Source organism: Rhodococcus marinonascens NBRC 14363 (genome assembly GCF_001894885.1).
GTDB lineage: Bacteria > Actinomycetota > Actinomycetes > Mycobacteriales > Mycobacteriaceae > Rhodococcus_F > Rhodococcus_F marinonascens.
Genome location: NZ_BCXB01000019.1, coordinates 1 through 26,512, shown reverse-complemented (window position 1 = coordinate 26,512; position 26,512 = coordinate 1). Strand labels below are relative to the sequence as shown.

Sequence of the window (26,512 nt, the reverse complement as noted above, 5' to 3'; positions counted from 1 at the left end):
AGAGCCGAGTGTGGCGTCCGTAGAGAACTAGTGTGGATCCATGCATATCGGAGTTCGGCAGCGGGCGCCGATCGCGGCGCTGGCCGTCGGATTGGCCGGCCTGTCCATGCTCGTCGGCTATCTGCAGAAGGCTCGATGCGCCGGGGCGCCGTTCGACGACGCCGGGCGCAGCCTGATCTTCGACCGTATCAAGGACACGCAGGTCTGCTATTCCGACATCCAACTCCTGTGGCTCGGCCGCGACGTCAACCTGCACGTCTTTCCCTACCTCACCGGCGGGATCAACTCCGACGGCACCCTGACCGGCGGCACGGTGGAATACCCGGTACTCAGCGGTGTCCTGATGTGGCTCGGCGGCATCGGTTCACACACCGACGCCGACTTCCTCCTGCACTCGGCGTTGATCCTCGCTCCGTTCGGCCTGCTCACGGCCTGGATGCTGGGACGTCTGGCGGGCTGGTGGGCTCTGCTCTGGTCGGTCGGCCCGCCGCTGATTCTGTATGCATTCCACAACTGGGAACTACCAGTGATCGCCATGTCGGTGGCCGCGATCTTCGTCATGACACTCGAACGCATTCCGCTGCGCACCCGCGCGGTCATCGCGGCCGTACTCCTCGCCGTCGGTTTCTGTCTCAAGCTGTATCCGGGTGCGTTCGTGCTTCCGCTGATCGCATACGTCCTGACGCACGACCGCACCGCCGAACGCCGGTACGACGTGCGCGGCGCCGTCATGGTCGGAGTGGCTGCGATCACCACCGTGGTGGCGGTGAATCTGCCGTTCGCCCTGATCTCCTTCCAGGGCTGGCGAGCATCTTTCACATTCCAGCAAAATCGGCAAGCAGACATCACCAGCAATTCCATCTGGTACTGGGGTCTGCGACCGCTGTTCGGGCCGCACGACGCGGATACCCCAGTGCCGGCGTACGACCAGACCGTGAGCCTCGTGTCGCCGCTGCTGGTGTGCGCCGCGTTTGCGGTTGCCATGAGACTCGGCTGGTTGCGGTACCAGCGCGAAGGCATATACCCGTGGATCCCGGTCAGCGCCGCCATGCTCTGCGGATTCCTGCTGCTGCACAAGGTGCATTCGCCGCAGTACACACTGTGGCTCGTCCCGTTCTTCGTGCTGCTACGGGTGCCGTGGGGGCTTGTCGCAGCGTATCTGGTGGCCGACCTGTCGCTCGGGATCGGTGTCTTCAAGTACTTCGGGGCGCTGGTCTCCGAGACCGACGCGACGACCTTCGAGCTGCTGGTGAAGTTCGGGGTGTGGGGTCGTGCGGCACTGCTCATGGTGCTGTTCTTCGTATTCCTGCGCGCCAGCCTTCGACACCCTCATGTCAGTGCCACCACAGATCCCGACAGCGACCAACGATCGCGGCCGAAATCTCCCGAGCCCGCGCGATGAGCGAATCCTGGTTCGCTCACCCAACTCTCCTCGGACGGCACGTACGACTCGAGGCGTGCGTCGAGGACTGACCGGTCGGGCCGAGTTCGGCGGTCGTGCCACGGCCCGTCCGATGTCGCATTACGATCGATCGAAAGGCGCTGCGCAGAGGGGTATCTCGACGGGTCTATACTCCACGACGTCGCCCATATTCGTGGGCCCAGCCACGGGGAGGCATCGCATGACGTCACAGCAGCAGGACAACTCGACGGAGTACAGCGGGCGCCTGGCGCCGCCGCCCGCCAGCAGTCTCCCTCTCGCGATCCTGGCGATCGTCACCTTCGTGCCGTTCGGCATCGTCGCGCTTCTACGAGCGCTCAGCGTGCGCGGATTGTGGGAGCAGGGAGAGTACGACAGTTCCGTGCGTGCCGCCGCCGACGCCCGCCGGTGGTCGATCCGTGCGCTCGCCGTGGGCGTCTCGATCGCAGTGCTATCCGTCGGGGCGGCACTGGTGCTGTCAAGGTCCTAAGCTCCAGAGTTTCCCAACGGAACCTTCTGGGCCGGAACTGCTTCCACCGTCGATCGCGGGCGCAGCCAGGTGGGTAGCCACTGCGGTTGGGCGTCGGGCGCCTGGTCGAACACACCTCCCGACGGATCATCGATGAAACCGTACCGCGTCAGGTCTTCGTCGGGTCGGTAGATCTGACGGACGATCAGCGCACAGATGATGATCACCGCGACGTCGCGAACCACCACCGTCGCGGTGAACCACTGCTCGGGCAAGCCCTTGTTCGACGTACCGAGGTAATAGAACATTCGCGGCACCCACACCAGCGCGTCGATCGTCATCCACGCGAGCAGTATCCGCCGGTGGGGGAAGGCGAGAACGGCCAACGGCACCAGCCACAGTGAATACTGCGGGCTCCACACCTTGTTCGTGAGCAGGAAACCCGCGACCACCAGGAAGCACAGCTGCATCAGCCGCGGCCGGGTTGGTGCTGTGAGGGCGATGTAGCCGATTCCGACGCACACCGCCGCGAACAGCAAGATTGACACCGTATTCAGGACGGTGGGGGACTGACCGGACGGAAGGACGCCGTCGAACCCGGCCCAGCCGGTGAACGACGTGATGACGTTGTATACGGAATCGGGGTCGGCACCGCGCTCGGAGTTGAGACGGAAGAACTCGGCCCATCCACTCGGGAACAGCAGGGCGATCGGCAGATTGACCGCCAGCCACGCGCCGAAACCAGCCAGCGCGGCCACCCCCCAGTCTCGCACTTTGCCCGTCCGTAGACACAACACCAGCAAAGGTCCGAAGAGCAGCAGCGGATACAGCTTGGTCGCACCGCCGAGCCCGAGCAGAATTCCGGCGAGCACGGGCCGCTTCCTCGACCATGCCAGCAACCCGCCCGCCGCGAAAGCCGTTGCAAGGGGGTCGAAATTCGTGAACGCATGCACGATCACGAGAGGCGACGCCGCGGCCATTGCGGCGTCCCAGATTCGGCGACCGGCCAGAAGCGCACTTGCCCACACCGTGATGAGCCACGCCAGCGCCAGACCGAAGGCAACGACGTTGAAATAGGTCACGACCTGCAGCGCACCAGGCAGCCAGTGAACTGCATCCCACGACTTCGCGGCCGTCATCGAGACATACTGGTAGAGGCCGGCAATCACCGGATACTCCATGTAACGTTGCTGAACCTGGCCGTTGCCGACGTCCTCCACCCACGACTTCTTGTAGGGGAAGGCGCCCTCGTTCAGCCGTTCCGCGCCGTAAAGCGGCACCGTGTCCGAGTAGCACATCGCCACATATTGCCGACTACCACTCCAGTCCAGCGCGAGCGCGCCGTTCTCACCTAATGGCGCCTGTTGGATGCACGGCGCCTTCGCGAACCAGCCCAGCGTCAGAAACAAGACTGCCAGCAACAGTATGGCGCGCATCGGCGTGAAAAATCGACTTCGCCCCACCACCGCATGCCGGCCGACCGGACCACCGATCACTGCGGAGAGGTCTGCGGTCAGCGGGTCGGTGCGACCGGGAAGATCCCGCCAATCCGCGGAACGCCTATCCTCCGCCAGGGGCGCGGGCGAGACGAACTCCGGCTCGCCCGCATCTCGCACGGTATGCGCATCAGCGTTCTCGGCCACTCCGCGAGGCTACCGGTCGCCCGCTACCCCGTCGGAACCTACCGCCCACCCGCGCCCGTGTTCGGTTGCACCGATTGGCTACCCGGGGGGCTGCCGTGGAACCAGGCGCGGAATCGGAATGGAGATCCCGGGCAGGATCTCGACCGGCGTCGGCTCGAACACTGGCGGCAAGAGATCCGTCGGAAATTCGAACGTACTCGTCGGCGGTGCCGAGGTCGTCGTGGGCGGGGGCCCGGTGAACGACGGGACACCCGATTGACCACCGATGGCCCCGGGCTTCGGGAACCTCTCGACGGAAGTGCCCTTCAGAGCGTCGTCCATCGTGTCCTCCCAGATGTCCGAAGGTATACCGGAGCCGTAGATCTGTCCGCCGCTGCTGCTCCGCAGAGCCTGACCGTCAGTGGTTCCGACCCAAACCGCAGTCGACAGCGACGGCGTGTAGCCAATCATCCAGGCGTCCTTGTTCTCACCGGTGTCACCCAGTTGTGTGGTACCCGTCTTCGCTGCCGACGGACGCCCACCTGCCAGGTTGTGGTTGCGTGAATACGCGGCGATGGGTTCCATCGCCGCAGTGACGTTGTCGGCAACAGCCCTGTCGATGCGATCCTCACCGGGGACGATGCCGCGGTCGAACAACACCGTGCCGTCTGCGCTCACCACCTTCTGGACGAAGTATGGGGCGTGGTACGTGCCCGAGTCGGCCAGCGTGGCATATGCCGACGCCATGTCGATCGGACGCGACAGATACTGGCCGAGAACGATGCCGTTGTTCGGAGCACTGCCGTCGGATTCTTTCAGTGATGGTCCGACGCCCGGGATGTCTTCCGGTATACCCGCCTTGTGAGCGATGTCCGCGATGGACTGCGGCCCGCCGTCGAGTTCGAGTTGCATGCGGTAGAAACTGGTGTTGAGGGACCGCTTCAGCGCCTCGGCGATGGTGCAGGTGCCACAGCTCTCGCCTCCGACGTTGCCGATGGTGATGCCGTTGACCGTGAGTTCCGAGCTGTCGTACATCTGTGACAGCGGGATGCCCTGGTCGAGTGCTGCCGCGAGCCCGAACACCTTGAACGATGAACCGGTCTGTAGGCCTGCATTCGCGAAGTCATAACCGACGCCGTCCTCGCCGCCGTAGTACGCCCGCACCGCGCCGGTCTTGGGATCCACCGACACGACAGCGGCGCGCAGGTTCTCCGACTCACCCGTCATGTTGGAGCTAACGGCATCCACGGCAGCAGCCTGGGCCGTGGGATCGATCGTGGTCGTGATATCCAAGCCCTCGGTGTTGAGTAGCTGTTCGCTGATCCCCGCCTCGCCCAGCTCACGCAGAACCTGGTTCTTGATCAACCCTTCCGGCCCCGAGTCCTGGCCGCCCTGGTCCACCTGGGCCAGCGGCACATAAGCGGGGTATTGCATGCCGGCCCTGACCGACTGCTCGAGCGTTCCGGCCGTGACCATCCCGTCGAGCACGTAGTTCCAACGCGCCTGTGCACCGTCCGGGTTGGTCTCCGGATCGAGCAGTGACGGCAGCTGGATCGACGACGCCAGAACGGCGCTCTCCTCGATCGTCAACTGCTCGACCGGTTTGTTGAAGTACGCCTTCGACGCCGCTTCGATGCCATACGCACCACGGCCGAAGTAGATGGTGTTGAGGTACGCGGCGAGGATGTCGTCCTTCGTCCATTCGCGGGCCATCTTCGACGCGATGACGAGTTCCTTCATCTTTCGCGTCAGCGAGCGGTCGGAACCGACCATTGTCTTCTTCACATACTGCTGGGTGATGGTCGAGCCACCGCCGGCGCTTTCCTTGCCCTGGACATTGTCGCGAGCGGCGCGCACAAAACCACCGATGGAGAAGCCGGGGTTCGTGTAGAAGTCCCGGTCCTCGGCGGCCAGGACGGCGTCACGTGTGTGCTTCGGAATCTGGTCCAGCGTCACCTCGGAGCGGTTACCTTCCGGCGGCACAACCTTGCTGATCACGGACGTTCCATCGGCCGCGTAGATCGTGGCCACCTGGTTGGTCTTGAGGTCGCCGGGACGCGGGACTTCCTGAACGACGTAGGCCGCCATGAACACCAAGATCGGGATGATGAGACCAAGTGCGACACCCGTGTAGGCCGTCCGCCGAACGATCTTCCACACCGACTTCTTCTTTTTCTTCGCGGCTGCCTTTCTGCCACCCCTCGGGGGTTCGCCACCACGGCCGCCACCGCCGGTCTTGCGACCGTTCGACGGCGGGGGGCCGGGCGGACGTCCACCGGGACCCGATTGGTTGCGGGTCTCTGGCGCACCTGGTGCGGGACGTCCGGGCGGGGGCCCGGGGCGCCGGGGCGGCGGACCGGGACGACGCGGGGGAGGGCCCGGGGGGCGGCCACCACCTTGTGGCGGGGGCCCGGGGCGGTGCGGCGGGGGCCCCGGAGGACGACCCGCGCCCTGCGGAGGCGGAAACGGCATGCGTCGGGGCGGGGGCGCACCCGCAGGCTGTCCGCCGTGGGGTGGTGGACCTCCGGGGCGTCCCTGCGGCGGGGGGCCGCTCGGTCGTCTCGGTCCGTTCGGTCGGTCACCCGGGGCGTTGCTGCGGGGGGAACTCACGTACAAATCTCCAGTGGTTGTGGACCTGATTCAGTCCTGCGTTACTACTGTGCGAAATACTCGGCCCAAGTGTGCGAAATACTCGGCCCAAGTTCCGTCTCCGGACAGGTCCTACTCGCTCGCGGTCCGACGTGGCCGCGACAAAGACCGCCTCGGACTTTTCGGTGCAGGTAGCTTACCGAGAACATAGGACTGAACCAGGTGATTCCAGCTACATGTCCGGCACACCTCGACCACATGAACCGAGAACTCTTCCTGAGTGGACGCCAGACGCACCAGCTCTTCTGCCGTACGAGCCGAACCCGATACGGAACCCAACTTGTCACCGAAGACCCAGGAGACCAGAGTCAGCTGCTCCTTGCGACAGATAGGGCATACCACATCACTGCCCTTGCCGTGAAACTTTGCAGCTCGGAGCAGGTATGGGCTGGCGTCACACACCTCCGTGACACCCGTCCTGCCTGAGTAGACCTCGGCCAGGAGAGACCGGCGCTGAAGCGCGTAGTCCACCATCTGCCGCTGTATCCGCACGCAGACCAGAGTACGTGCGTACGCCGGTATGGCTAGTGCGACTCCCATTTTCACTCTCGGCCGTGTGCCCCGTCACGCTCGCCCGATGTGACATCCGGTCGGTCAGACGACACCCGTGTGACACCGGGCACAACCAACTGGACGCGACTAGGTGCACGTACCCCCGAAACGCACGCACCTGGACGAATCAACCCGCGGTATCCGTGGCGCATGTATCGGCTCGGCGTATCGTTCTATATATCGGTACGATATAGTTGCCGATGGCATTACATGGTTAGGTTGGGCGACTCAGGGGGTGGACATGCTCGAATTGGCGATTCTCGGACTGCTCCACGGGTCACCCATGCACGGATACGAGCTGCGCAAGCGGTTGACCGGACTCCTGGGCGCATTTCGCGCCTTTTCCTACGGTTCCCTCTACCCGACGCTTCGACGCATGCAGGCGGACGGGTTGATCGCCGAGGACGCAAGACCGCCGGGGACCGCCAAGCGACGTGCCCGCCGCGTCTACCAGCTCACCCCGATCGGCAAGATGCGGTTCGAGGAACTGGTCGCTGACACAGGTCCGCAGAACTACACCGATGACGGATTCGGTGTTCATCTGGCATTCTTCAGTCGCACTCCCGCGGAAGCTCGGATGCGGATCCTCGAAGGCCGACGCCGCCAGGTCGAGGAGCGCCGCGAAGCGCTCCGAGACGCGATCGGAAGAGCCAGCGGCACGCTGGATCGCTACACAAAACAGCTCCACCAACTCGGTCTCGAATCCAGCGAACGCGAAGTGCGCTGGCTCAACGAACTGATCGCCGCCGAGCAATCGACAGCAACACCTAAGAAAGAAGGAGAACCCGACAATGGGTGAGAACAGCACCGCGGTGCGCGTGGCCATTGTGGGCGTGGGGAACTGTGCCTCGTCCCTGGTCCAGGGCGTGCAGTACTACAAGGATGCCGACGAGACGGCGACCGTCCCCGGCCTCATGCACGTCAAGTTCGGCAGCTATCACGTCCGCGACGTCCAGTTTGTCGCAGCTTTCGATGTCGACGCCAAGAAGGTCGGATTCGACCTCTCCGAGGCCATCTTCGCCAGCGAAAACAACACCATCAAGATCGCTGACGTTCCGCCGGCCGGCGTTCCCGTGTTGCGCGGCCCCACCCTCGACGGCATCGGCAAGTACTACGCCGAGACCATCGAGCTCTCCGAGGCCGAGCCCGTCGACGTCGTCCAGGCACTGAAGGACGCCGAGGTCGACGTGCTGGTCTCGTACCTGCCCGTGGGTTCCGAGAACGCCGACAAGTTCTATGCCCAGTGCGCCATCGATGCCGGCGTCGGGTTCGTCAACGCGCTGCCCGTGTTCATCGCGTCCGACCCCGAGTGGGCCGCGAAGTTCAAGGACGCCGGCGTTCCGATCGTCGGCGACGACATCAAGTCGCAGGTCGGCGCCACCATTACTCACCGCGTGATGGCGAAGCTCTTCGAAGACCGCGGCGTGCAGCTCGACCGCACCATGCAGCTCAACGTGGGCGGCAACATGGACTTCAAGAACATGCTCGAACGTGAGCGCCTGGAGTCCAAGAAGATCTCCAAGACGCAGGCCGTCACCTCCAACCTGACCCGCGACCTCGGCGCCGGCAACGTGCACATCGGTCCGTCGGATCACGTCGGCTGGCTCGACGACCGCAAGTGGGCGTACGTCCGTCTCGAGGGGCGTGCATTCGGAGACGTCCCACTCAACCTGGAGTACAAGCTCGAGGTCTGGGACTCCCCCAACTCGGCCGGCATCATCATCGACGCGGTCCGCGCCGCCAAGATCGCCAAGGACCGCGGCATCGGCGGACCCGTCTACCCGGCGTCCGCCTACCTGATGAAGTCCCCGCCGGTCCAGATGGCGGACGACAAGGCTCGCAGCGAGCTCGAGGCGTTCATCATCGACGCGTAATCCCCCACATTGGTCGCTCAGCTAAAGGCGAATGTACCTCGGTACATTCGCCTTTTGCGTTCGACTCCGCCTGTTTCAGCGGAGGCGACTCCGGGCTAGAACGGCCAGGCCCGTCAGCACCAAGCAGCCGAGTAGCACCAGCGCCGGCATGATGCCGGGGTCGCCGCGCGCGACCTCGACGACCGCCGCGATGAACGCCATCGACGTGAAGAACCCGAGGATCCCGATCAAGACCTCGAGTCGCTGGCGCTTCGCAACCGGGTGCATCGGTTCAGTCTCCCCTCGCTTCGCTCGACCGGTCCAAATTCCCCTCGCTTCGCTCGACCGGTTAGCTCTTTACACCACCGGCCGTCAGCCCCGACACTATGCGGCGCTGGAACAGCAGCACCATGATCACCAGCGGAATCGTGACGATGGTGCCCGCGGCCATGATCGCCGCATAAGGCACGACGTGCGGGTCGTTGCCGGAGAACCGGGCAATCGCGACGGTGACCGGTTCAGTGGCGGCGCTGGAGAGTTGGCTGGCGAGCAGGTACTCGTTGACGGTCGCGATGAACGCGAGGATCGCGGTGGTGAACAGCGCCGGCGCCGCGAGCGGCAGCATCACTAGTCGGAACGCCTGGCCGCGACTGGCACCGTCGATCCGAGCCGCCTCCTCGAGTTCCCAGGGGAGATCCCTGAAAAACGACGTCAGCGTGTAGATGGTGAGCGGCAGGACAAACGAGATGTTCGGGATGATCATCGCCTGATAACTGCCGATCCAGCCGATGTTCGTGAACAACTGGAACAACGGGGTGACCAGCGCGACGACGGGGAACATCGATGCGCCGAGCACGATACCGACCACCAAGTACTTGAAGCGAAACTCGATGCGTGCCAGCGCATACGCGGTGAAAATGCCCACCACGAGGGCGACCCCGGTGGTGACCCCGCCGATGATCATGCTGTTCACGACGGCCCGGGTGAAATTATTTCCGCTGCTCGTCGACAGTGCGTTCTGGAAGTTCTCGAGCGTGAGATGCGTGGGCCAGGGGGTGGTGTCGAATGTGTAGTCGGGGTCACGGAAGGCCGTCACTACCATCCAGTAGAACGGCGCCAGCCCCCACACGAGAATGATCGTGACACCGATGTAGATGCGGGAATTCTTGAACGAGGGGACCTTCGGAAGGTTCAGCTTCAACGACGAGGTCGGCGGAGCATCCGTCTCCAAGACGCGATGGGTCACGATTTCGGCCCCTTCCGCTGGGCTTCCTGCGTTTCGACGGCATTGGCACCGAGGAACTTCACCAGGACGAACGCCACCGCGAAGATCATGAGGAAGGTAATGGTCGACAGTGCGGACGCGCTGTTGAAGCCTTGCCGCACCTGGTCAACCACAAGGATGGAAACCGTCCTGGTAGCGGGATTGCCTTCGGTGAGGATTGCGGGCAGGTCGTACATCCGTAGTGCGTCCATGGTGCGGAACAGAATGGCGACCATCAACGCCGGCTTCACCAACGGGAGCGTGATCTGCCGGAACCTCTGCCACGCGGAAGCGCCGTCCACCTTGGCCGCCTCGTAGATATCCTGCGGGATCATCTGCAGCCCTGCCAGGATCAGAAGGGCCATGAAGGGTGTGGTCTTCCAGACGTCCGAGATGATCACCGCGAACCGGGCGGGCCAGGAGTCCGACGTCCACAGGATCTCGGTTCCGAGCAGGCGGTTGACGATGCCGTCGTACGCGAAGATGAAGTACCAGAGCTTGGCTGTGACCGCAGTCGGGATGGCCCACGGGATCAGGACCGCCGCACGCAGCAGAGCGCGGCCCTTGAACGTCTTGCCCATGATGATCGCCATCCACAGGCCGATCGTGATCTCGATGCTCACCGTCACAACGGTGAAGAACGCGGTGTTGCCTACGGCCGACCAGAACTGCGAACCCAGCGTGCCCGGCGGGCACGACGCAACCACGCCGCCTGGAAACGTGCACTGCTGCAGGATCCAGTGTGTGTAGTTGGTGAGTCCAGCCCAGCCACCCGGAGTGAACATGCCCGTCACCGGATCGAGACCGGCGTCCTTCTCGAACGACATCACAACTGCCCGGATCACCGGGTACCCGATGACAACAGCCAGCACGGACAACGCGGGAACGATGAACAGCCACGCACGACGACTACTCAGCCCCATGCGTCTACCGCTCTCGCTCTTCTCACGCGCACCGCGGCCGGGGTTCGAATCCCCGGCCGCGGTTTGGGCTGGCGCTCCACTGGTGGTCCCAGCGGGAACGGCCATTTTCACTCCTGTGTTCGACGACCCGATACCTTACGAGCCTGCGGACTGGATTCCGGACTGCATGTCCGTGATCGCCTGGTCCACCGACTTCTCACCCCTGATCGCAGCGTAGGCGTTGTCCTGCACAGCCTTCGACACGGCCGGGTAAAACGGCGTAACCGGACGCGGGACTGCGTTCTCGATCGACACCTTCAGCGTCGGCATGAACGGGTACTTCGCGACAACCTCCGGGTCGTCGTAGAGGTCCGCGCGGACCGGGGGAAGCGAGTCCATCGCCATGATGCGCTGAGCCTGCTCACCCTGGAGGAACTCCAGGAAGTCGTGGGCGGTCGCCTTGTTCTCCGAGTACGCGCTGATTGCGGCGTTGTAACCACCGAGCGTCGACGTGCCGATGCCGTCCTTGCCGGGCAGTGGGGCCACGGCGAAGTTGCCGTTCACTGCGGAGGAATCCTTCTCGGCGTTGGCGTACACGTACGGCCAGTTGCGCAGGAACAGCACCTGACCGTCCTCGAACGCCTGCTGGCTCTCAGGCTCCTGGAACGTGGTGTCCTGGGCCGGGATGTTGCCGTCCGCGAAGTTGTCGACGAGAACCTGCAGTCCCTCGCGGGCCTCGGGGCTGTCGATCGTCGGGGTCGTGCCGTCCTCGCCGACGAACGATCCACCGTAGGCGTTGATGACCTCGGCTGTATTCACCATCAGGCCCTCGTACGGAGCGAACTGGCCTGCATAGCAGTCGATGTTGTTTTCGGTGGCGACATCGCAGGCGGCTTCGAGTTCGGTCCACGTCGTCGGTGCAGCCGGCAACAGATCCGTGCGGTAATACAGCAGGCCGCCGTTGGTGTTCTTCGGGGCCGCGTACTGGGTGCCGTTATACGTGGCGCTGTCCACCGTGGCGGGAATGATGCCGGTGTTGTCCATGGCGAAGTCGCCGGTCAATGGCTGCAGCCAGCCCTTTGCCGCGAACTCCGCGGTCCAGGGGACGTCGAGCGCCATGACATCGTAGTCGGACTGCTGGGCCTGCAGGTGCTGGACCAGATCATCGTGCTGCTGACTGGCGTCATTCGACTGCTCCCTGAACGTCACCTGCTCGTCCGGGTGCTCGGCGTTCCACGCGTCGATGATTTGCCTGACCACACCGGTTTCGGTGGTGTCCTGGCCCTCGACGTACGTGATGGGTCCGCGACCATCGAGGTTCTCTGACGCGGAGTCACTCCCGCCGTCGCTCGTCGAGCAGGCGGTGAGCGTGACAAGCGAAGCGGTGGCAAACACCGCGGTGCGCCGGACCGCTCTCGAAATCTGAACCATGAAGTCTCTCCGTCGGTGGATGTGGATGTAGCCATATCGGTGCCGGAAATCACAGAACCGGCTATGTCGGAACATACTGTGGCATGAATCGCCGTCCGAGGGCAGCATTACCCCAGACCTGTATCGGTAAGGACCGCGACCGTTCCTTCGGAACTAGACCAGGCGATCTCCCGTCGAGGCCGAGAACAGATGCACCCAGGCCGGGTCTACGTGCAGTTTCACCAGGTCTCCCTTGCGCGGCGGGTCGCGCCAGTCGGTGCGAGCCACCAGCTGCTGCGTCTCACCGTTGACGGTGCTCCGGCCATAGATGTAGGCGTCGGATCCGAGTTCTTCCACCACCCCGACCTCCATCGGGATTCCAGTGCTCGAAAGCTCGAGGTGTTCGGGCCGGATCCCGACCACCACCTCACGCTCACCGGTCCCGGAGAGGAAGTGCCGCGGCAATGGGATGGTCGCGTCGCCGAGCACAACTCCCTCGGGCGTGATCGGCAGAGTGAAGAGGTTCATCGAGGGAGAACCCATGAAGCCCGCGACGAACACGTTGGCGGGCGCGCTGTAGAGGTCACGCGGAGACGCGCACTGCTGCAGGACCCCGTGATCGAGCACGGCCACCCGATCACCCATGGTCATAGCCTCGATCTGATCGTGCGTCACGTAGACCATGGTGGTATCGAGACGACGCTGTAGTTGCGCGATCTGGGTGCGGGTCTGCGTGCGGAGCTTCGCGTCGAGGTTCGACAGCGGCTCGTCCATCAGGAACACCTGAGGTTGGCGGACAATCGCACGTCCCATCGCGACCCGCTGCCGCTGACCGCCGGACAGCGCCTTGGGCTTGCGGTCCAGGTACGGCTCGAGGTCCAAGAGTTTCGCGGTCTCTGCGACGCGCGCGCGAATGTCGGTCTTGTTCATGCCCACGAGCTTGAGCGCGAAGCCCATGTTCTCGGCCACCGACATATGTGGGTACAGCGCATAGTTCTGGAACACCATCGCGATGTCGCGCTGCTTGGGTTCCTCCGCGGTGACGTCGCGGTCGCCGATCAGGATCCTCCCGCTGTGGACGTCCTCTAGTCCGGCCAGCATCCGAAGCGACGTCGATTTTCCGCATCCGGAGGGACCGACGAGCACCAGGAACTCACCGTCCTCGATCTGCAAATCGAGATTCTCGACGGCCGGCTTGTCCGAACCTGGGAATAGGCAGGTGGCACCGTCATAGGTCACTGTGGCCATGAACGTGAAGTCCCTTCTACCCGACGCATCGCGCAGGTGCGTCAGAACTTACCTGGTCATACACTTTCGCACCCACCCGGGAGAGTGGGACATCGACGACGAACTCGACGCCAACCAGGCCCACTACCGCCCGTGGATCACGGGGCGTAGCCTCTCGGCGTGAGTTCGGACAAGATGCTGACCCGCATCGGTGGGCTTCTCCGGCTGGCTGAATCCACCGACAACTCGCACGAGGGCGACGCATTCATGGCCGCGGCGCAACGGCTCGCCACGGCCGCGTCGATCGATCTCGCGGTGGCGCGCGCACACGCGGCGGGTGGGCAGAGGCGCGACACTCCGACGCAGCGCCTGATCAGCATCGGCGAACCGGGCAAGAAGGGTCTACGCACGTACGCCAAGCTTTTTCTGGCGATTGCCGCCGCCAACGACGTCCAATGTGACATCGCCCAGACGTCGGCCGTCGTCTACGCCTACGGCTTCGGCGGGGACATCGACGTGTGCGAAGCCCTGTACACGAGCCTTCTGATCCAGATGGTCCGGGCGTCCGACGCCTACATCCGGTCGGGTGAGTACCGCAGCGAGACGACGGTGCGCACCCGGGTCGAGAGACGGGGACGGCGTCGTGTCGCAACCGAGGTACGACGTCCCGTCGCCGGGGTGACAGCGCGGCTGAACTTCCAACTCGCCTACGCCGCGCGAATCGGGCAGCGCCTCGCCGACTCCAAGAGCGAGACCGAGAAGCAGGCCGTGTCGGTACCGGAATCGTCGACTGAGACCGCGATCGCCCTGCGCGACAAGCAACTCGAATTGAAAGACTACTACCGGGAGAACTCACAGGCTCGGGGCACGTGGCGCGGGGCGCGCGCAGCGGCCGGGCACGTCTCGGACGCCCAGCGCGCCGGGGATCGAGCCGCGAGGACGGCACGGTTGAGCAATACACCAGAGTTGTCGGTGGCGAGGAAGCAGCTACCGTCGTGAGTGGCCTGCGCGACAATCAACGCGCCGCGGTGTACGACGCGGAAGCTTTGGTACGCACCATGTTCGACCGTGCGGACGAGCGGGAACTGCGCGTCGTCGAGGTGATGGGGTCGCAGGTGACGCTGCCGGTGGAGCGAAAATTTGCGTCCATCGAATCCGTGCAGGATTACGTCGACCGCGTTCTCGTCCTGAATTGGGTCCGATCCACGTGGACGAGGGCTGCAACCCCGATTCGCGTTCGCGCGAGAGCAGGCAACAAGGCATCGCACTACGAAAGTGACTGTGCCACAATCGCAATTCCCGAGCATCAGGGCGGGAGGGCTTGGGCATTGCGCGAACTCGTGGTGCTCCACGAGATCGCTCACCACCTCGACCCGTCCGACCCCGACCACCCGACAGTGGAACCTCACGGACCGGGTTTCGTCGACCGCTACCTCACCCTTGTCTGCGAAATCATCGGGCCCGAAGCCGCGTTCGTCCTGAGGATGACACTCCTCGCGGGCGGGGTGCGGCTGAACTGACACTGATCAGCCGGGCGAATGTACCTTTCGGCGCATTGGCCGCGCCGGAAGGTACATTCGCCCCGTTCAGGCAGGACTGTTTCAGTTGCGATTGCGGAATCTGACGAAACGGATCTGCCGGCCCGCCTGCCTGAAATCGTCGGCGCTGCCGTCCACCTCGAAACCCATCATCTTACACAGCCGCACGCCCACTTTGGGGTGTTCGGCCCCGTACCGTGCCATGAACTCCGAACCTTCGTCCGGGCTGAGGAACTCAGCCGTCACGAGAAGGCGGTCACTTCCCACCTGAATCGTTACGTCATTCTGTACCAACAGGTTCCGGTACCAGTCGGCCTTGGGTCCGAAGCCGACCCCAACGACGTACCCGTCCGACGTGGCGCCGCTGTTGACCACCTCGAGCACCACCTGGCGGATCTTGCCCGACTTGCGGCCGATGTGCTCGAGGAGCAGGAATCTGCCACCGAGCAGGAACCCCAGATGCCAGCGATAGTGGTGGATCGGCGCACGGAAGAACGCCCGACGGATGCCGGTGGGCGGGCCAGGCCTTTCTGTGACCTTCATGCCCTCAGCTTTCCAGATCCGACGCGCGGCCGCTGGCGTGATCGAAAGTTCGGCACGCCGAGCACGAGTGGTAGCCATCCCGAGGTCGGGCGAGCAAGATGGATTCGTAAGACGATCTGCACGCACCAGCCCGGCGCAGTGCCCCGCACCAATCGGACGCAGTGCCCCGCACCAATCGGAGGAGCCCGCATGACTCGCCCAGTTCGTATCGGTGTCCAGATACAGCCGCAACACGCGCCGGATTACGGCCTCATCCGCGACGCGGTACTCCGAGCCGAGGACGCCGGCGTCGATATCGTCTTCACCTGGGACCACTTCTACCCGCTGTTCGGCGATCCGGCAGGCGCGCACTTCGAATGCTGGACGATGCTCGGGGCGTTCGCCGAACAGACGGAGAGAGTGGAGATCGGCGCGCTCGTCAGTTGCGTCGGCTACCGGAACCCGGACCTCCTCGCCGATATGGCCCGCACCGTCGATCACATCAGTGGTGGACGGCTTATTCTGGGAATCGGATCGGGGTGGTTCGAGCGGGACTACGACGAGTACGGGTACGAATTCGGTACCGCCGGATCACGGCTGAAGCTGCTCGTTGAGTATCTCCCGCGCATCACGTCCCGGCTCGGCAAGCTCGTACCGGCGCCCACTCGTCACATTCCGGTCCTCATCGGCGGTGCGGGCGAGAAGAAGACGCTTCCGCTGGTCGCGCAGTACGCCGACATCTGGCACAGCTTCAGTGACATCGAGACGTACTCGCGCAAGGCCGGAATTCTCGCCGATCGGTGCGCCGACCGCGGACGCAACCCCGAAAGCATCGCGCACTCGACGCTTTGGCCGGGCGTGGACGACGCGGCAACCTATGTCGACGGCGGGGTCACACTGTTCACCGTCCATGCGAGTGGGCCGGATTACGACCTCACCGAGCTGAAACGGGCCGTTGCCTGGCGCGACGAGAACACCCCGCCGCCTCTGTCGGGTCTGGCCTAAGTACTGGTTACGACAGTTTTTGGTGTCGGTGTTTGCAGTCGCCTTGCTCGCGCGCGCGTCGTTTGGCGGATAGCGCTGCCTGGCTCATACTTGCGCGCATGGGAGCTCCGAGTCTGTGGCACTTTCGGTCATAGTGGCCTTCATCGTGTTCGTATCCACGATTATCGTTGGCGTTGTGCTTCTGATTGTGAAGGCCAGCAAATCGAGCAACAAGACGTCCCCGGTTCAGATGGTTGTCCCCGGGTGGTATCCCGGCGTAAATGACCCACGCTTCGTGCGCTGGTACGACGGCCGGCAATGGACTGATCGCATACAACCGCGCGGCACCGGCACGACTGCTGGCTAGTTGACCCGAAGTGGTGCCGTTCGGAGAGATAATTCTGCTGGTGGCGTAGCTCGAGAGCGAACCGGTCACCCTGAGCTTGTCCTGGTCGATGTTCCAGCTCACGTGCCGAATCGAGAAGCTGCACAGCGAATACCTCGCTGATCTCTGCGAGGTCGATATCGCCGATGCCCATTCCGGCGATTTCGAGGGCGCGCCCGGATGCCTCGATTGGACGTCCGCAAATTTTCTAAGCATTGGCACATTTCTGGCACCCCGAGCCGTGGTGTCAACCCTCCGACGTCCCCGTTTGTGCTCAACCGACAACGCACCGGCCGAACTCGAGTCCCCGAGACCGTTTCACACCACAAAGCCTGCCGATAGTGTCTGATATCACACAACAGACGAAAGGCAGACGAAATCGTGTCGCACATTGGCTATTTCGCTTGGGATCTTGCTTCGGAGCGCGGAGATGCGCCGTGCCTGCGCGACGACCGTCTCCATCTGAGCTACCAGCAGTTCGCCGAACGGGTCGACGCCTTCGCCGCACAGCTGTCCGAGAAAGGCGTCGGCCGCGGTGACGTCGTCGCGATCATGCTACCCAACCGTGCAGAACTCCTCGTCGCACTGATGGCGTCTTGGCGGATCGGTGCTGCCGCAACGCCGGTCAACCCCACGTTCACCGCGAATGAGGCTGAGTACCAGATCGATGACGCCGCAGCGGTTCTCGTCGTCAACGAGGGATCCGATGCACCCTCGGCGGGGCGGCCGACCATCGCGGTCGACGAGATGGCGAGCACCTCCAGGGCCGGCTGGACGCCGAACGGCACCCCCGGGGGCGACGACCTGGCGCTTCTGATCTACACGTCGGGGTCCACCGGACGACCTAAGGGCGTCATGCTCTCCCACGACAACCTGCAGTTCATGAGCTCCTCGATGGCACAGCACTTGTCGTTGACCCCCGAGGACCACTGCCTGCTGATCCTGCCGCTGTTCCACGTCAACGCGATCTGCGTCAGCTTTCTGTCCCCGATGCTGACCAGCGGTCAACTGAGCGTCACGGGACGCTTTTCTCCTGCACGGTTCTTCGACGACGTCGCCCGGCTGCGCCCGACGTACTTCTCCGCCGTCCCGACCATCTACGCGCTGCTGGCCTCGCAACCGGACGCCACCACGTCCGACCTTTCTTCGCTGCGTTTCGCCGTCTGCGGGGCCGCCCCGATCTCGAAGGAACTCCTCGACCGCGCCGAGCAACGCTTCGGTCTGGTCATCGTCGAGGGCTACGGGCTGACCGAAGGTACCTGCGCATCGGCGTGCAATCCCCCGGACGGTGTCCGCAAACTGGGCACCGTCGGCCCGGCGCTTCCTGGACAGACTCTCGCGATCGTGGACGAGGCCGGGTCACCGCTGCCGGCGGGAACCGCGGGCGAGGTGGTGATCCGTGGCGCGAACGTCATGCGCGGCTACCTCGGCCGTCCAGACGAAACCGAACGCACCATCGTCGACGGCTGGTTGCACACCGGCGACGTCGGAAAACTCGACGAGGACGGCTACCTCACCCTCGTCGACCGCATCAAGGACATGATCATCCGCGGTGGAGAGAACATCTACCCCAAGGAAATCGAGAACGCGCTCGCCACCCACGACGGCGTGCTCGAGGCGGCGGTGATCGGCGCCCCGCACGAGGTGTACGGCGAAGTGCCCGTCGCGTATGTCGTGGCCTACCCGGACGCCCAGGTCACCGGCGACAACCTCGCCGCACACCTGGTCAGCCGACTCACGAAGGTCAAACTTCCAGTGGCCATCCACATCGTCGACGCACTCCCGCGCAACCCCGTCGGCAAGATCGACAAGCCCGGCCTGCGCAGCCGCCACCGCCCGCAGCCGGTGAGCTGACACCTCTACTCACCCCACGCCTCGACCCGCACCCGAGGCGACACCCTCTACCTCTAGGAGCCTCGCGATGGGATTCAAGACGGGAAACCCCCCCGAAGTCGACCCCGCCACCTTTCTCGACCGTCCGTTCCTCGACCGCATTCGCGCGACGTCGACGCACTGGGTCGACTACGGTTTCGGAACACCGAAGATGGTGCACACCATCTACATTTTGAAACTGCTCGTCCTCTACCTCGGCGTGGGACTGTCGATCGCGACCTTCACGTCCGGCCACAACGTTCTCGACGTCGGGGCATGGTGGAACGAGCCGATCGTGTATCAGAAGCTGATTCTGTGGACGGTGCTGCTCGAATCAATCGGACTCGCAGGATCGTGGGGTCCGCTGGCTGGTCACTTCAAGCCGATGACCGGCGGCATCCTGTACTGGCTGCGCCCCGGCACGATCCGGCTCCCGCCGTGGCCGGGGAAGGTGCCGCTGACCTCCGGTGACACGCGGACCGAATTCGATGTCGTCCTGTATGCCGCACTGCTGGTGAACATCGTCGTCGCGCTCACCCTTCCCGGCGTGCACACCGCGTCGATCGACGCGGCGATCGCCGACAATTCGGGCCTCGTTCGTCCCGCCGTGCTGTTCCCCCTCATTGCACTGCTGGTGATCATCGGCCTGCGCGACAAGGTCATCTTCCTCGCCGCGCGCAGCGAGCAGTACCTGCCTGCGATCGTGTTCTTCGCGACCTTGTCGTTCGTGGACATGATCATCGCGCTCAAGCTTCTGATCGTAGTGGTGTGGGTCGGCGCCGGCGTCTCGAAGCTCGGTCACCACTTCTCCATGGTGGTGCCACCGATGATCAGCAACACCCCGTGGATGCCGTCCAAGGCGATCAAGCGCGCGCACTACCGCAACTACCCCGAGGACCTGCGTCCATCCATCGTCGGCGGTGGCGTCGCCCACGTGCTTGGGACGCTCGTCGAGGTGGTTGCCCCACTGGTGCTGCTGTTCTCCACCAACCGCACGCTGACCCTGGTGACCGTGGTGCTGATGGTCGCATTTCACCTGTTCATCCTGTCCACGTTCCCGCTGGCGGTGCCGCTGGAGTGGAATCTGCTGTTCGCCTTCGCATCGGTGTTCCTGTTCGCCGGATTCCCGGCATGGGAAGGCTACGGCGTCGCGGACATGTCGTCGGTGTGGCTGCTCGCGGTAATCGTCGCCGCACTGCTGTTCTTTCCCATCCTGGGCAACCTGCGGCCCGACCTGGTGTCCTTTCTGCCGTCAATGCGTCAGTACGCGGGCAACTGGTCTTCGGCTACGTGGGCTTTCGCGCCGGGCACCGAGGAGAAACTCGACCAGTTCATCTCCCGTCCTGCCAAGATCACCCGCACCCAACTGCTCGGCACCTACTCGCCGGAGGAGGCGGACGTGGTGATGCACCAACTGCTCGGATTCCGGTCGATGCACAGCCAGGGACGCGCCCTTTTCTCACTGATGATGAACCATCTCGGAGAGGACATCGACACCTACACGTTGCGGGAAGCCGAGTTCAGCTGCAATTCTCTGATCGCCTTCAACTTCGGTGACGGACACCTGCACAACGAGCACCTGATCGCCGCGATCCAGAGGCGGTGCAACTTTGCACCGGGTGAGTTCCTCGTCGCCTGGATCGAGTCGCAGCCCATCCACAAGGGCGTTCAGGAATATAAAGTGATCGACGCCGCGCTCGGTGTCATCGAACGGGGAACCTACAAGGTGGCCGACGCGATCAACGAGCAGCCGTGGTTGCCGAACGGACCCATCCCGTTCGACGTGCGGTGGACACTGGAGGTGGATGCGAACCGGGCACTCATCGACCCGGACCCGATCGAGGAGCCGAAGATGCGTGACAGCGGTGACAGCAGCGGGGTGCACTCGTGACCAAGGCTGTCGTGGTCGGCAGCGGGCCGAACGGGCTCGCTGCCGCAGTCCACCTGGCTCGCCAGGGGGTCGAGGTCCAGGTCCTCGAGGCCGCCGACACCATCGGCGGCGGTACCCGGTCGGGCGAACTCACCGTCCCCGGCCTCCTGCACGATCACTGTTCGGCGTTCCACCCGATGGGGGCTGGATCGCCGTACCTGCAGACACTCGACCTAGAGCGATACGGGTTGACCTGGAAGTGGCCGGAGATCGACTGCGCCCACCCCCTCGACTCGGGCGACGCCGGGTTACTCCACCGGTCGGTCGCCGCGACCGCCGCCGGTCTCGGCGAGGACGGCGCACGCTGGCAGCGCATGTTCGGGGGCCTCGCCGACGGATTCGATGATCTGGCATCCGACCTGATGCGTCCGATCGCGAATGTGCCCCGGCACCCGATCCGGCTGGCTAGCTTCGGGCCCCGCGCATTGCTGCCGGCTACCGTCACCGCCCGCTGGTGGCGCACCGAGCGGGGACGCGCACTGTTCGGTGGTGTCGCCGCGCACGCCTATTACCGTCTCGATCGTCCCGCGACCTCCGCTGTCGGTTTGATGATCATCGCTGCGGGTCACCGCTACGGCTGGCCTGTCGCGGAGGGTGGTTCACAGTCGATCACCACCGCGCTGGCGACCGTGCTGGCGGATCGCGGTGGCAAGATCACCACGGGTGCACGGGTCCGCACCTGGGGCGACATCCCGGCAGCGGACGTGGTCCTGCTCGACGTCGCACCGTCCGCCGCGCTCGGCATACTGGGCGATCGACTGCCCGACAGGGTCGCGCGTGCTTACCGACGATTCAAGCACGCGCCCGGCGCATTCAAGGTCGACTTCGCCGTCGATGGTGGGGTGCCCTGGACCGATCCCGCGTGCGGTCGCGCGGGCACCGTGCATCTCGGGGGCACCTTCGCCGAGATCGCGCACGCCGAACGGGAGGTCACCGCAGGACGGATGCCGCAGCGGCCGTACGTGCTGCTCGGCCAGCAATACGTGGCCGATCCCACTCGATCGAAGGGGGATCTGCATCCGCTGTACGCGTACGCGCATGTCCCACACGGCTATACGGGCGACGCTACGGAGGCGATCACCGCGCAGATCGAACGGTTCGCGCCCGGTTTCCGGGATCGTATCGTCGCAACCACCAGCACCGGTCCAGCCGGGCTGGCCGAATTCAACCCCAACCATGTCGGCGGAGACATCATCGGAGGCGCCAACAACGAGACGCAGGTGGTGCTACGCCCGCGCATTGCCCTCGACCCATACAGCACCGGCGTGCCGGGCACGTATCTGTGCTCGGCGTCGACACCGCCCGGCGCCGGGGCGCACGGGATGTGCGGGTACAACGCAGCGCAATCCGCCCTGCGTTATCTGCGACGGGGCGGAGGAGATGCAACGTGAGCAGTGCCGGCGACCGCCAGGCCGGTGCGAGGCGCAGGATGTCCAAGGCGCCCACGATGGCGGCGACCGAAGTCCTCGACATCGTCGCCGGCATAGCTCGAAGACTCGACGCACGGCAGGCGGAGATCACCCGCGCTATGACTGCGCTACTCGCGCATGAGATCGACCAACTCGACGAAGACCCGCAGCTGATGGAACTGCTCGAAGCCAGCGTGCAGGGCAACATCTCGACGATCATCCACGTCCTGGCGAACGATATTCCCGTCGACCATCTGCAACCGACGACGGCGGCCGTGGAGTACGCGCTGCGGTTGGCCCAACGTGACGTGTCGTCGAACTCGCTGGTGCGCGCCTACTACATGGGCCAGGACGACCTGATGAAGATCTGCTACGACGAGGTCGGCACGCTGGGTCTGCCGGGACCGCTGACATTGGCTGTGCTCAAACACATGTCGGAGGTGATGTACAGCTACATCGACTGGATCACGCTATACGTATTCGGTGCGTACGAGCAGGAACGACGACGGTGGCTCGGTGCGCGCGGCAACGTCCACTCGTCCATCATCCACACCCTCCTCAACGGGACGGGGAGCGACGGGTCCGCTTTCGAGGCCGAGACGCACTACCGACTCGACCAGACCCATGTCGCGATGATTCTGTGGTCGACCGGATCAGACGACGAGGCGGGCCTCAACTCGCTCGACCACTACGTGCGCGGCATCGCCCGCCACCTCACGACGGATTCTGCTCCCATCGTCACCGCCATCGATCGCCGAACCCTGTGGGCCTGGCTCCCATTCGGGCGCCGCCAGCCCCTCATCGACACCGCCGAACTCTCAGCCGCACTGCCCTCGAACGCGCGGATACGGACTGCGATCGGCCTACCCTCGCCCGGGGTTGCGGGGTTCCGGCGTTCGCACGAACAGGCTCTCGCCGCCTACTCCGTCGCCACAGTCCCCAACACACCGGCCCGGCCGATGGTCAGCTTCGGCGATCGCGGCGTCGCCGTGGTGTCACTACTCGCCGAAAATCTCGACTCCACCCGGGCGTGGGTGTGGGAAGTCCTCGGCCCACTCGCCGAAAACACCGATCAGGCCGCCACTTTGCGGACAACCCTGGGCACCTACTTCGCGAACGGCGAGAGCCACCTGCACACCGCCCAGCAAATGAATCTGCACCGCAACACCGTCAAGTACCGCGTCACCAAGGCACTCGGCGACCCGAGCACCGGAGTCGCGGGGCGCAGCAAACTCGATCTGGCCCTTGCTCTTCAGGTCTGCGAGTTCCTGGGACCGACGGTGTTGCGCTAGAAGCAAGGGACTCGCCGAATTCTGATAAAGAACCCTCAGTGGCACTATCCGCGGCTACCGTTGTCGGCACAGCGATTCCGGCGTCCGCCGCACCGAGTCAGGACCCATTGGCCCCGATCACCGCCTTCGCAGCCGGTGCTGCAGTGGGCGACATCGCGGCCCCAGAGGGGATGACCGTCCAAGCACTGATCGCGGCCCACAACGCGGGATTCCCGATCTACGAAGCGGTGGCAGAACACACGTACCGTGGCACGTACAAAACCCCTGACTTTCAGATGATCGAGTACCGTCGTGTGTACGACATAAATGCGTTGAGCTCGCCCACGGCGAAATTCGAAACGGTAGGAACAGAGGCACCGGACACCTTCTTCGACAACCCTGACTCCGTTGACACGATGCGAGTGAATCCGCGCGTGGTTACCAAAGAAAACATTACCGGGCCCTTCACCACGTGGGATCTCACGCCCTACACGTTCACCAATAGCCCGCTCGTCCAACTTCCTGGCGGCGGGCCGGGCATCGGCATCGCCAGGGTGAAGTAGCGCACAATCGAGATGAGTATTGCCCCTCACATCAGCCACCAGCTGCGGTGAGGGGCAATACTCATTGATCAAACATGCTGAAGCTCTGCGTTGTTCACCTGGCGCCGCAGCCGCTGATGTTTTGGCGCCGACTAACTTTCTTCGACGAAGGCCAGCGTATCGACGCGGCCGTCGATACTGAACTTACCACCCGAGAGTTCCGACAGGATGTGCAGGCGGCCTGTCTCCCTGACACCGTCGGGCTCACCGCCGCAGCCCCCAGGGGAAGCTCCGCAGACACTTCCGATTGACGCTACGATCTATTCCAGCACAAGGGGTTCCGTCAAGACAGTCAACGTGCATCGGGCTGCCGGAGTCGGTGTGGTGAATCAGGCGGCTTCCGGGTGTCGTAGCCACCGCGACAAGGACCAGACATGCGCCTCGGGATGCGCGTGTCGAAGGATCAGATACACGAGCAGGTGGAGGATCTCGGATACCGTGAAGCCGATTCTGTCCTGGTCTTCGATTTCAGTTTCCCGTTCATCGCTTGGGTTTTGGTACCTGCGTGCTAAGCCGGGGCGAGCATCGACAAGGTGGTGTGTGCACACAAGGCGCGGTAGGTCCACACCTCGTGCTGGTCGACTGATCGTGCAATCACATTGAAGCACGTTCTTGGATTTCACCGGCTGCCGAAAACTGTTCGGCCAGTGGTCTCACGCACTGGTTTCAGGTAGCGATGTCGACGACTACGCGGGTGGGCCCGCTGAGGGTGAAGACGGTGAACGGGCGTTGGGAACGAGCAGTACCGATGAACGACTGCATGTCACCCTCGGACCAGCTGACCCCTTCCCGGACTTCGGTCACAACGCTCCCTGTGCCCGGAACCGGGGAAAATGATCTGACTCCAGAGTTGTCGTAGGGAAACGTGATTCGGTTGATGTAGATCTGTATGATCCCGTTTCCTGTCACAGAGATGGGCTTATTACAGTTGTCCTGTGTGGCACTGTCGACGTAGCGGGCACGCCAACCAGGTGTCCCGGTACCGGTGAACTCGTAGACCACGCGATCGAAGCCCGGATGCCGGCCGACCCGGACGTCGGTCAGCGTCAGATCCGCCGACGCGGAGGGCAGCGACGATTGGGGGGCGGTATCGGTCGGGAGTGTCGAGTTCGAATCCCATTCTGTCGCGCCTACGTCTGCGGGAGTTGATTCGGGCGCTGCGGTGACGGAGGTGGTCATCGAACCGTCTGCGGTCACGGTCGTATTCGGGGCGTCCGACGTACTCGAGGTGTTCTGTGCCGACTGGGTGTCAGTGCTCCCGCATCCTGTGGCAGTGAATACAACTGTTGCACAGGTCAGCCCGGCAGCTATCGTGCTGAGTCGGTTTCGCAAGGTGAACCTTCCATAATAGAAATAGCAGTTGCGCGGATTGTTCAGCTCGTGTGCAACGCAGCCACGGTCGTTTGAAGATCGGCACACAGTGAGGCTGCGTTACAGAATCCACTCCGCACGGGGGCGGCCAGGCGGGACCGCCCGCACCGAGCCCGGTTTGCCGGCCATGATCGGCAGGAGCTGTCGCCGTAGAGGCGGCTCGGGCGACGCTTCGCGTGCCAGACCGGTACCGAACCATCTCCCTCACCTTCTGTAACAAAGCGGACCAAACAGACGACTATCCCATGTCCCAATCACATAGAACGAATCGGAGTACCACTTGTGAGATTGTCGTGTGCTGTTGGTGCAACACTCATCTCGACGATGGCATTGCTGATGACGGGATGCGGCGGAGCCGGCTCTTCAAGTGAGCACAGCTCCGAACCCACCCTCCACCAGTCGTCGTTGACCGCCACCCCGAGCACCCCAAGTACGACTCCCAGCGTTCCTGTTTCTCCCGTGAGATCGACCGAGGACGGTCACTCTGAAACAGCTCATGAACCTCCTCCTTGGTCGCCCACTGCCTCTAACCCTGCCGACCCCGATAACCTCGAGAGCAAGTGCAGCGATCCGCAGTGGCGAAACGCCCAAGGCGCGGAAGGCGACCGACGGTGCGGAATCGCCAACCCATTCACCACACCGCCCACCGTCGCCAACCCGGCGAAACCAGACAGTGCCAACGGCTGAGCGTCCCACGAGCGATGGTGGAGAGTGGGTCTGGGTCACGCTTCCGGAGGAAGTAGTCATGAGAGCGACGGCCTCCCCGAGCGACTGGCCGAACTCTTTCGGGTGGCGTTCTTTTAGGTCACAAGGCCGAAGATCTCGGCCAGAACGTCTTCCGGAACCACGCCGATTCCGGCACGCAGTTGCCGACCGGTGCGCATCAACGTGCGGATCAGCGCGTCTTCGTCGGAGAAGTGGAGGGTGCGGAGGGTTTCGGTGATGAAGAGACACTCGTTGGAGCCGCGGTAATAGGTCACCTGTTTGGGGTGGGCTCCCGCCGCGGCGGGACGTCCGGACAGCGGCACCATGACGCCTCCTTCTTGTCTGTATGACAAACAATGACCTCCGTTCGCCCGTATCGCCGACGGGTGGGAGTGACCCGCGTCGCGCGTGGGATCCTCGGTCGAACCGGACGCCCCGGGTTAGGCTTCTCACTATGCTGTCTTCCGTCGGAGTGAAGGTCCGTGTGCTGGTTGCACTGCTGCTCACCGCCGTGCTGGCGCTGACCCTGTCATCGTGCTCGAGTGACGGGAGTTC

24 protein-coding genes are annotated in these 26,512 nt (G+C 63.9%); 13 read left to right on the top strand and 11 right to left on the bottom strand.

Annotated elements, in window-relative coordinates; translation table 11 throughout:
- Window positions 1-40: 40 nt before the first annotated feature.
- Window positions 41-1,402 (top strand): glycosyltransferase family 87 protein, encoded by a 1,362-nt coding sequence (locus RM2_RS14425; RefSeq protein WP_072690263.1) that lies wholly within the window; start codon window positions 41-43, stop codon window positions 1,400-1,402.
- Between the two features lie 220 nt (window positions 1,403-1,622).
- Entirely contained in the window at window positions 1,623-1,910 is a 288-nt protein-coding gene (locus RM2_RS14420) for a CD225/dispanin family protein (RefSeq protein WP_072690328.1), read from the top strand.
- On the opposite strand, the gene RM2_RS14415 is transcribed toward RM2_RS14420, so the two are convergent.
- The 3 genes from RM2_RS14415 to RM2_RS14400 form a co-directional block, all read right to left on the bottom strand.
- Entirely contained in the window at window positions 1,907-3,532 is a 1,626-nt protein-coding gene (locus RM2_RS14415; protein ID WP_072690262.1) for a glycosyltransferase family 87 protein, read from the bottom strand. The two genes, RM2_RS14420 and RM2_RS14415, sit on opposite strands and share 4 nt — an antisense overlap.
- 78 nt (window positions 3,533-3,610) lie before the next feature.
- Window positions 3,611-5,983, bottom strand: a complete 2,373-nt coding sequence (locus tag RM2_RS14410) for a transglycosylase domain-containing protein (RefSeq protein WP_373863340.1) — start codon at window positions 5,981-5,983, stop codon at window positions 3,611-3,613.
- 249 nt (window positions 5,984-6,232) lie between these two features.
- Window positions 6,233-6,652: a DUF5318 domain-containing protein gene (locus tag RM2_RS14400; RefSeq protein WP_174553858.1), complete on the bottom strand. Its 420-nt coding sequence runs from the start codon at window positions 6,650-6,652 to the stop codon at window positions 6,233-6,235.
- A gap of 301 nt (window positions 6,653-6,953) precedes the next feature.
- Between RM2_RS14400 and RM2_RS14395 the strand changes: the two genes are divergently transcribed.
- Window positions 6,954-7,511, top strand: a complete 558-nt coding sequence (locus RM2_RS14395) for a PadR family transcriptional regulator (protein ID WP_072690327.1) — start codon at window positions 6,954-6,956, stop codon at window positions 7,509-7,511.
- Window positions 7,504-8,586 (top strand): inositol-3-phosphate synthase, encoded by a 1,083-nt coding sequence (locus RM2_RS14390; protein ID WP_072690259.1) that lies wholly within the window; start codon window positions 7,504-7,506, stop codon window positions 8,584-8,586. The genes RM2_RS14395 and RM2_RS14390 overlap by 8 nt, the downstream gene beginning before the upstream one ends.
- Window positions 8,587-8,661: 75 nt before the next feature.
- Here the strand turns inward: RM2_RS14390 and RM2_RS14385 are convergent, their stop codons facing one another.
- The 5 genes from RM2_RS14385 to RM2_RS14365 form a co-directional block, all read right to left on the bottom strand.
- Window positions 8,662-8,853 carry a hypothetical protein gene (locus RM2_RS14385; RefSeq protein ID WP_072690258.1) on the bottom strand — a complete coding sequence of 64 codons (192 nt, stop codon included), beginning with the start codon at window positions 8,851-8,853 and terminating at the stop codon, window positions 8,662-8,664.
- A 61-nt stretch (window positions 8,854-8,914) separates the two neighbouring features.
- Window positions 8,915-9,766 (bottom strand): carbohydrate ABC transporter permease, encoded by an 852-nt coding sequence (locus RM2_RS14380; protein ID WP_084721806.1) that lies wholly within the window; start codon window positions 9,764-9,766, stop codon window positions 8,915-8,917.
- Between the two features lie 41 nt (window positions 9,767-9,807).
- On the bottom strand, window positions 9,808-10,857 hold the full coding sequence (locus RM2_RS14375; protein WP_072690257.1) for a carbohydrate ABC transporter permease: 1,050 nt from the start codon (window positions 10,855-10,857) through the stop codon (window positions 9,808-9,810).
- Window positions 10,858-10,887: 30 nt separating this feature from the next.
- A complete protein-coding gene (locus RM2_RS14370) occupies window positions 10,888-12,162 on the bottom strand; it encodes an ABC transporter substrate-binding protein (protein ID WP_072690256.1) in 1,275 nt (424 codons plus the stop codon).
- Between the two features lie 153 nt (window positions 12,163-12,315).
- Window positions 12,316-13,389 carry an ABC transporter ATP-binding protein gene (locus RM2_RS14365; protein ID WP_072690255.1) on the bottom strand — a complete coding sequence of 358 codons (1,074 nt, stop codon included), beginning with the start codon at window positions 13,387-13,389 and terminating at the stop codon, window positions 12,316-12,318.
- Between the two features lie 159 nt (window positions 13,390-13,548).
- Here RM2_RS14365 and RM2_RS14360 point away from each other — a divergent pair, with 159 nt between their 5' ends.
- Both RM2_RS14360 and RM2_RS14355 read left to right on the top strand, forming a co-directional pair.
- A complete protein-coding gene (locus RM2_RS14360) occupies window positions 13,549-14,367 on the top strand; it encodes a DUF2786 domain-containing protein (RefSeq protein ID WP_072690254.1) in 819 nt (272 codons plus the stop codon).
- A complete protein-coding gene (locus RM2_RS14355; RefSeq protein WP_072690253.1) occupies window positions 14,364-14,888 on the top strand; it encodes a TIGR04338 family metallohydrolase in 525 nt (174 codons plus the stop codon). The genes RM2_RS14360 and RM2_RS14355 overlap by 4 nt, the downstream gene beginning before the upstream one ends.
- A gap of 81 nt (window positions 14,889-14,969) precedes the next feature.
- On the opposite strand, the gene RM2_RS14350 is transcribed toward RM2_RS14355, so the two are convergent.
- Window positions 14,970-15,449: a nitroreductase family deazaflavin-dependent oxidoreductase gene (locus RM2_RS14350; protein ID WP_072690325.1), complete on the bottom strand. Its 480-nt coding sequence runs from the start codon at window positions 15,447-15,449 to the stop codon at window positions 14,970-14,972.
- A gap of 189 nt (window positions 15,450-15,638) precedes the next feature.
- Here RM2_RS14350 and RM2_RS14345 point away from each other — a divergent pair, with 189 nt between their 5' ends.
- The 7 genes from RM2_RS14345 (at window position 15,639) to RM2_RS14310 (ending at window position 23,842) form a co-directional block, all read left to right on the top strand.
- Window positions 15,639-16,433 (top strand): LLM class F420-dependent oxidoreductase, encoded by a 795-nt coding sequence (locus RM2_RS14345; RefSeq protein WP_072690252.1) that lies wholly within the window; start codon window positions 15,639-15,641, stop codon window positions 16,431-16,433.
- Window positions 16,434-16,662: 229 nt separating this feature from the next.
- Window positions 16,663-16,779 carry a DUF2510 domain-containing protein gene (locus RM2_RS25935; protein WP_084721805.1) on the top strand — a complete coding sequence of 39 codons (117 nt, stop codon included), beginning with the start codon at window positions 16,663-16,665 and terminating at the stop codon, window positions 16,777-16,779.
- A 399-nt stretch (window positions 16,780-17,178) separates the two neighbouring features.
- Window positions 17,179-18,651 carry a class I adenylate-forming enzyme family protein gene (locus RM2_RS14330; protein ID WP_072690251.1) on the top strand — a complete coding sequence of 491 codons (1,473 nt, stop codon included), beginning with the start codon at window positions 17,179-17,181 and terminating at the stop codon, window positions 18,649-18,651.
- Window positions 18,652-18,718: 67 nt separating this feature from the next.
- Window positions 18,719-20,560 (top strand): DUF3556 domain-containing protein, encoded by a 1,842-nt coding sequence (locus RM2_RS14325; RefSeq protein WP_072690250.1) that lies wholly within the window; start codon window positions 18,719-18,721, stop codon window positions 20,558-20,560.
- Complete coding sequence (locus tag RM2_RS14320) at window positions 20,557-21,990, top strand: phytoene desaturase family protein (RefSeq protein ID WP_072690249.1); 1,434 nt, start codon at window positions 20,557-20,559, stop codon at window positions 21,988-21,990. Before RM2_RS14325 ends, RM2_RS14320 begins: the two co-directional genes overlap by 4 nt.
- A gap of 38 nt (window positions 21,991-22,028) precedes the next feature.
- Window positions 22,029-23,300, top strand: coding sequence for a PucR family transcriptional regulator (locus RM2_RS14315; protein ID WP_072690324.1), 1,272 nt, complete (start codon window positions 22,029-22,031; stop codon window positions 23,298-23,300).
- Window positions 23,301-23,338: 38 nt separating this feature from the next.
- Window positions 23,339-23,842: a hypothetical protein gene (locus tag RM2_RS14310; RefSeq protein ID WP_072690248.1), complete on the top strand. Its 504-nt coding sequence runs from the start codon at window positions 23,339-23,341 to the stop codon at window positions 23,840-23,842.
- Between the two features lie 705 nt (window positions 23,843-24,547).
- Here the strand turns inward: RM2_RS14310 and RM2_RS14295 are convergent.
- Window positions 24,548-25,078, bottom strand: coding sequence for an AMIN-like domain-containing (lipo)protein (locus RM2_RS14295; RefSeq protein ID WP_245813938.1), 531 nt, complete (start codon window positions 25,076-25,078; stop codon window positions 24,548-24,550).
- Window positions 25,079-26,052: 974 nt separating this feature from the next.
- A complete protein-coding gene (locus tag RM2_RS14290; protein WP_072690244.1) occupies window positions 26,053-26,283 on the bottom strand; it encodes a hypothetical protein in 231 nt (76 codons plus the stop codon).
- Window positions 26,284-26,512 lie beyond the last annotated feature (229 nt).

Excerpts from the sequence above, each read along its gene's own strand:
- RM2_RS14425 (WP_072690263.1), top strand. The coding sequence starts at position 41 with ATGCATATCGGAGTTCGGCAGCGGGCGCCGATCGCGGCGCTGGCCGTC.
- RM2_RS14420 (WP_072690328.1), top strand. The coding sequence starts at position 1,623 with ATGACGTCACAGCAGCAGGACAACTCGACGGAGTACAGCGGGCGCCTG.
- RM2_RS14410 (WP_373863340.1), bottom strand. The coding sequence starts at position 5,983 with ATGCCGTTTCCGCCTCCGCAGGGCGCGGGTCGTCCTCCGGGGCCCCCG.
- RM2_RS14395 (WP_072690327.1), top strand. The coding sequence starts at position 6,954 with ATGCTCGAATTGGCGATTCTCGGACTGCTCCACGGGTCACCCATGCAC.
- RM2_RS14390 (WP_072690259.1), top strand. The coding sequence starts at position 7,504 with ATGGGTGAGAACAGCACCGCGGTGCGCGTGGCCATTGTGGGCGTGGGG.
- RM2_RS14385 (WP_072690258.1), bottom strand. The coding sequence starts at position 8,853 with ATGCACCCGGTTGCGAAGCGCCAGCGACTCGAGGTCTTGATCGGGATC.
- RM2_RS14375 (WP_072690257.1), bottom strand. The coding sequence starts at position 10,857 with ATGGCCGTTCCCGCTGGGACCACCAGTGGAGCGCCAGCCCAAACCGCG.
- RM2_RS14370 (WP_072690256.1), bottom strand. The coding sequence starts at position 12,162 with ATGGTTCAGATTTCGAGAGCGGTCCGGCGCACCGCGGTGTTTGCCACC.
- RM2_RS14365 (WP_072690255.1), bottom strand. The coding sequence starts at position 13,389 with ATGGCCACAGTGACCTATGACGGTGCCACCTGCCTATTCCCAGGTTCG.
- RM2_RS14350 (WP_072690325.1), bottom strand. The coding sequence starts at position 15,449 with ATGAAGGTCACAGAAAGGCCTGGCCCGCCCACCGGCATCCGTCGGGCG.
- RM2_RS14345 (WP_072690252.1), top strand. The coding sequence starts at position 15,639 with ATGACTCGCCCAGTTCGTATCGGTGTCCAGATACAGCCGCAACACGCG.
- RM2_RS25935 (WP_084721805.1), top strand. The coding sequence starts at position 16,663 with ATGGTTGTCCCCGGGTGGTATCCCGGCGTAAATGACCCACGCTTCGTG.
- RM2_RS14325 (WP_072690250.1), top strand. The coding sequence starts at position 18,719 with ATGGGATTCAAGACGGGAAACCCCCCCGAAGTCGACCCCGCCACCTTT.
- RM2_RS14315 (WP_072690324.1), top strand. The coding sequence starts at position 22,029 with ATGTCCAAGGCGCCCACGATGGCGGCGACCGAAGTCCTCGACATCGTC.
- RM2_RS14290 (WP_072690244.1), bottom strand. The coding sequence starts at position 26,283 with ATGGTGCCGCTGTCCGGACGTCCCGCCGCGGCGGGAGCCCACCCCAAA.